We start from the raw sequence: 5,691 nt of genomic DNA, 5'->3' as shown, positions 1-5,691 counted from the left end.
TCGCGGGCGGCGTCGACGTGCTTGCGCCGCCGTATCGGTTCGACGGCGCGCGGCTGCCGGTGCGCGGTGCGCCGCCGGTGCTCGGCGCCGATACGGATGCGGTGCTCGGCGGCTGGCTCGGAATGTCGGCCGACGAGGTCGCGCGGCTGCGTGCGGATCGCGTCGTGTAAGTCGCTCTTGACCGCCGCGGCGCGGGCGGATCGGTAGACGCGCCGGCCATCCAGATGAAAACCCTCGCGATACGACGAGGAGACATAGGAGACACCATGGAGCTTTCCGTCATCGAATCGGTCACGGCGCGCCGTGACTACCAGCAGCTCGTGCGTGCGCGGCGCCGCTTCAGCTTCACGCTGACGGCCCTGATGATCGCCACGTACTACGGCTTCATCCTGCTCGTCGCGCTCGCACCGCACGTGCTCGCCGCGCCGCTGTACCGCGGCGCGACGACGACGGTCGGGATCGCCACCGGCGTCGCGATCATCCTGGTCGCGATCAGCCTGACCGCGTGCTACGTGCTGCGCGCGAACCGTGCGTTCGACCGCCGCGTCGACGCGATCCTGCAGCGTTCGTGACGGAGGCCGACATGCGACGCACCTCGATCGCGCCCGGCGCGCTTGCTGTTCCCTTCGCTCTCGTTTCTTCCGCCGCGCATGCGGTATCCGTCGCGGGCCCGATGCCCGACAAGGTCGAACTGAACCCGGTCGCGATCGGGATGTTCTTCGCGTTCGTGTTCGCGACGCTCGCGCTCACGCGCTGGGCCGCACGGCGCACACGCTCGACGCGCGATTTCTACACGGCCGGCGGCGGCATCACCGGGCTGCAGAACGGGCTCGCGATCGCGGGCGACTACATGTCGGCCGCATCGTTCCTCGGGCTGTCCGGGATGGTGTTCATGTTCGGCTTCGACGGGCTCATCTACTCGATAGGCTTTCTGGTCGGCTGGCCGTTCGTGATGTTCCTGATCGCCGAGCCGCTGCGCAACCTCGGCAAGTTCACGTTCGTCGATGTTGTCGCGTACCGCTTCGCGCAGCGGCCGATCCGGCTGCTGACGTCCGCGAATTCGCTGACCATCGTCGTGCTGTACCTCGTCGTGCAGATGGTCGGCGCGGGCAAGCTGATCCAGCTGCTGTTCGGGCTGTCGTACGGCACGGCCGAGCTGATCGTCGGCGTGCTGATGGTCGTCTACGTGTTCTTCGGCGGGATGACCGCGACCACCTGGGTGCAGGTGATCAAGGCCGTGCTGCTGCTGTGCGGCGCGACGCTGCTCGTCGTGCTCGCGCTCGGCGAATTCGGCTTCAGCATCGACGAGATGTTCCGCCGCGCGGTGGCCGTGCATCCGGGCGCGCTGTCGATCATGGGCCCCGGCAAGCTGATCCGCGATCCGGCCAACGCGCTGTCGCTCGGCATCGCGCTGATGTTCGGCACGGCCGGCTTCCCGCACATCCTGATGCGCTTCTTCACGGTGCCGAACGCGAAGGAGGCGCGCAAGTCGGTGCTCTACGCGACCGGCTTCATCGGCTACTTCTACCTGCTGACCTTCGTGATCGGCTTCTCGGCGATCGTGCTGCTCGCGCAGCATCCGGAGTTCTTCAAGCTCGGCGCGAACGGCACGTTCAACCTGACGCACGACCTGCTCGGCGGCTCGAACATGGTCGCGGTGAAGCTCGCGCAGGCGGTTGGCGGGAACTGGTTCTACGGCTTCATCGCGGCCGTCACGTTCGCGACGATCCTCGCGGTGGTCGCGGGCCTGACGCTCGCCGGCGCGACGACGATCTCGCACGACCTGTATGCGCAGATGTGGGCGCGCGGCAAGCCCGACGAGCGCGTCGAGATGCGCATCTCGCGCGCGGCGACGATCGCGCTGTCGGCGGTCGCGATCGGGCTGTCGATCCTGTTCGAGCACGTGAACGTCGCGTTCATGGTCGGCCTGGTCGCGGCGGTGGCCGCGAGCGCCAATTTCCCGGTGCTCGCGATGTCGATCTTCTGGCGTGGGATGACGACGCGCGGCGCGGTGCTCGGCGGCGGCCTCGGCCTCGTGTCGGCGGTCACGCTCACGGTGCTGTCGAAGTCGGTGTGGGTCGACGTGCTGCACCACGCGCACGCGCCGGTGTTCCTCGACAACCCGGCGCTCGTGTCGGTGCCGCTTGCGTTCATCGGAATCGTCGTCGGCTCGCTTGCGGATCGCGGCGAGCGCGCGCGGCGCGAGCGCGAGGCCTTCGCGCAGCAGGAGTTCTACGCGCAGACGGGCGTGCTGGCCGGCCGCGCCGTCCAGCACTGATTGATCTGAAGAATGAATGCATCCGTCCGGATCGCCGGACGGATATTTTCCGGAAATCCGGAATCCCGGATTTCCTTGCCTGCCGCATTATGAGAAATACAATGAAAACAAAGGTTTGATGGGTTCCGGGAACCTGGCATCGACCTTGCAATATAAAACGCACGGCCATCCCCCGGCCGAACTACTACAGCAAGCAAGGAGACAATCGATGACCACTGCCTTCCTCCCCCTCCGGACGTCCTGAGGCATCGCTTGTTGCGGCACGGCAGCCGCGCGGGCGATTGGTTCTTCCCCTGACATTCGTCCGCGCGCGTGACGCCGTTTCAATCGGCTCATCTACTTCTGCAGGAACCATCGTGAAGAAGAAACCCTTCTACAAAGTGCTCTATGTGCAGGTGATCTTCGCCATCATCGTCGGCGTGATCCTTGGCCACTACTACCCGGCGCTCGCCACCGACATGAAGCCGCTCGGCGACGGCTTCATCAAGCTGATCAAGATGGTGATCGGCCCGATCATCTTCTGTACGGTCGTTACCGGCATCGCCGGCATGGAGGACATGAAGAAGGTAGGCCGCGTCGGCGGCAAGGCGCTGCTGTACTTCGAGATCGTGTCGACCTTCGCGCTGGTGCTCGGCCTCGCAGCCACGCACATCCTGCGTCCGGGCGTCGGCTTCAACATCGATCCGGCGACGCTCGACGGCAAGGCCGTTGCGTCGTACGCAGCGAAGGCGCACGGGCAGTCGACGGTCGACTTCCTGATGCACATCATCCCGAACACGATGGTCGATGCGTTCGCGCAGGGTGAAATCCTGCAGATCCTGCTGATCGCACTGCTGTTCGGCAGCGTGCTCGCGCACCTCGGCGAGCGCGGCAAGGTCGTCACCGACTTCATCGACGGCCTCACGCGCGTGCTGTTCGGCATCGTGCACATCGTCACGAAGCTCGCACCGATCGGCGCGTTTGGCGCGATGGCGTTCACGATCGGCAAGTACGGCGTCGGCTCGCTGGTGCCGCTGCTCAAGCTGATCGGCACGTTCTACCTGACGTCGGTGGTATTCGTGCTTGTCGTGCTCGGCACGATCGCACGCGTCACGGGCTTCTCGATCATCCGCTTCGTGTCCTACATCAAGGAAGAGTTGCTGATCGTGCTCGGCACGAGCTCGTCGGAAGCCGCGCTGCCGCAGCTGATGGAAAAGCTCGAGAAGGCCGGCTGCTCGCGTTCGGTCGTCGGCCTCGTCGTGCCGACCGGCTATTCGTTCAACCTCGACGGCACCAACATCTACATGACGATGGCCGTGCTGTTCATCGCGCAGGCGACCAACATCGAACTGACGTGGATGCAGCAGCTCACGCTGCTGGCCGTCGCGATGCTGACGTCGAAGGGCGCGAGCGGCGTCACGGGCGCGGGCTTCATCACGCTCGCCGCGACGCTGGCCGTCGTGCCGACGATCCCGCTGTCGGGCATGGTGCTGATCCTCGGTATCGACCGCTTCATGAGCGAGTGCCGCGCGCTGACCAACATCGTCGGCAACGGCGTCGCGACGGTCGTCGTGTCGGCCTGGGAGAAGGAGCTCGACCGCAACAAGCTGCGCCAGGCGCTGAACGGTGGCGGCGAGGTCACGACGACCGAGACGGCCGGCGTCTGACGCCATGAAGGAGCAGGCGGCGGCACCGCCCGCCGGCGGCGCGGCCCGCGGCGGCCAGGGCAGGGAGGCGGAGGCCTATGACACAATAGGCGATCCGCATCGCCAGGAAGCCTCGACCGTGACGCGCCGTCTGCTCATTCTCGTCGTGCTTGCCGCCGCGCTCGCCGCGGCGTGCACGCTGACGTGGACGATCACCTGGCGGCGCGGCGTTGCCGAGTTGCAGCGCAACGCCGCGGTGCGCGTCGATCGCACCACCAACGCGCTCAAGAGCACGCTCGACCGCTACGAATCGCTGCCCTATCTGCTCGGCAGCCATCCGTACGTGCAGGACCTGCTCGCCGAGCCGAAGCGCGCCGACTACACCGCGCGCGTCAATCGCTATCTCGAAGACCTCAACGAACACGCGCACGCGACCGTCACCTACGTGATCGGCGCGGACGGCCTGTGCGTTGCCGCCAGCAACTGGCGCGCGCCGGACAGCTTCGTCGGGATCGAATACCGCTTCCGCCCGTATTTCCTCGATGCGATGAACGGCCAGGTCGGCCGCTTCTTCGGGATCGGCACGATCTCGCGCGATCCCGGCTATTACATCTCGCAGCCGGTGTGGCGCGACGGCAAGATCGCGGGCGTCGTCGTCGTGAAGCTCAACCTCGAATGGTTCCAGGGCGCCGATGCGTCCGAACCGCTCGTCGTCGCGGACGATCACGGCGTCGTGTTCCTGTCGTCGGTGCCCGCATGGAAGTACCACACGCTGCGCCCGCTGACGGGCCCCGTCGCCGCGTCGATCTACGAGACGCGCCAGTACGCGCAGCAACCCGTCACGCCGCTGCCGCTGCGCATCGAGCAGGTGCTCGGCCCCGATGCGGAGATCGTGCGCCTCGGCCCTGGCCTGCGCGCGCCGCGCTACCTTGCGAGCAAGCGCCGGATCGGCGAGCCCGACTGGCTGCTCGTCACGCTCGCACCGATCGCGCCCGTCGATGCCGATGCGCGCAACGCGACGATCGTCACGGGCTTCGGCTTCGTGTCGGTTGCGCTGCTCGCGTTCTACTGGCGGATGCGCCGCGCGCGCGTGCGGGAAATGATCCGCGGCCGCGCGCTGCTGCAACAGGCGTACGCGGAGCTGAACCGGCGCGTCGAGGAGCGCACCGCCGACCTGTCGGAAGCGAACGAGCAGTTGCAGAAGGAAGTCGGCGACCGGATCCGCGCGGAGCAGGAGCTGCGCGCCGCGCACGACGAACTGATCCAGGCGAGCAAGCTCGCCGCGCTCGGCCAGATGGCGGCCGGCATCACGCACGAACTGAACCAGCCGCTCGCGGCGCTGCGCAGCTTCTCGGACAACACGCGCGTGCTGCTCGACCGCGGCGAGCAGGCGGCCGCGCGGGAAAACCTCGAGGCGATCGCCGCGCTCACCGAGCGGATGGGCAAGATCACGAACCAGCTGAAGCTGTTCGTCGGCCGCGCGAAGCCGCGCAACGAGCAGGCGCTCGTCGTGCGCGCGCTGCGCAGTGTGCTGTCGCTGCTCGACGAACGGCTGCGCGGCGTCGCGCTCACGCTGACGCTGCAGGACGCGACCGTGTCGCCCGCGCACGATGCGCCGCTCGACCTGGCGCGCGCCTATCCCGAGCTCGTCGCACGCTGCGAGGATCTGCGCCTCGAACCGGTGCTGATCAACCTGCTCGGCAACGCGCTCGATGCGGTCGCCGGGGTGGCGGCGCCGGCGACCGAGGTGACGATCGCGGGGTCGGCGGCGACGCGCGCCGTCGAGGG

Annotated in this window: 4 protein-coding genes and 1 pseudogene; all 5 read left to right on the top strand. The window is 67.4% G+C overall.

Features of this window, described 5'->3' with window-relative positions; translation table 11 throughout:
• Positions 1–170, top strand: a pseudogene (locus tag G3N93_RS33135) (CoA transferase); the annotation flags it as partial.
• Positions 171–266: 96 nt separating this feature from the next.
• Entirely contained in the window at positions 267–572 is a 306-nt protein-coding gene (locus tag G3N93_RS33130; protein ID WP_011353318.1) for a DUF485 domain-containing protein, read from the top strand.
• A gap of 11 nt (positions 573–583) precedes the next feature.
• On the top strand, positions 584–2,278 hold the full coding sequence (locus G3N93_RS33125) for a cation acetate symporter (protein WP_174937759.1): 1,695 nt from the start codon (positions 584–586) through the stop codon (positions 2,276–2,278).
• 356 nt (positions 2,279–2,634) lie between these two features.
• Positions 2,635–3,924 carry a dicarboxylate/amino acid:cation symporter gene (locus tag G3N93_RS33120; RefSeq protein WP_174937761.1) on the top strand — a complete coding sequence of 430 codons (1,290 nt, stop codon included), beginning with the start codon at positions 2,635–2,637 and terminating at the stop codon, positions 3,922–3,924.
• 4 nt (positions 3,925–3,928) lie between these two features.
• A partial coding sequence (locus G3N93_RS33115; RefSeq protein WP_206134849.1) for a histidine kinase dimerization/phospho-acceptor domain-containing protein occupies positions 3,929–5,691 on the top strand: 1,763 nt, incomplete at its 3' end.

The organism is Burkholderia sp. Se-20378 (assembly GCF_017104665.1).
Taxonomy (GTDB): Bacteria; Pseudomonadota; Gammaproteobacteria; order Burkholderiales; family Burkholderiaceae; genus Burkholderia; species Burkholderia lata.
Note: the sequence above shows the minus strand (reverse complement) of the source record. Positions and strands in the feature narration are given on the sequence as shown.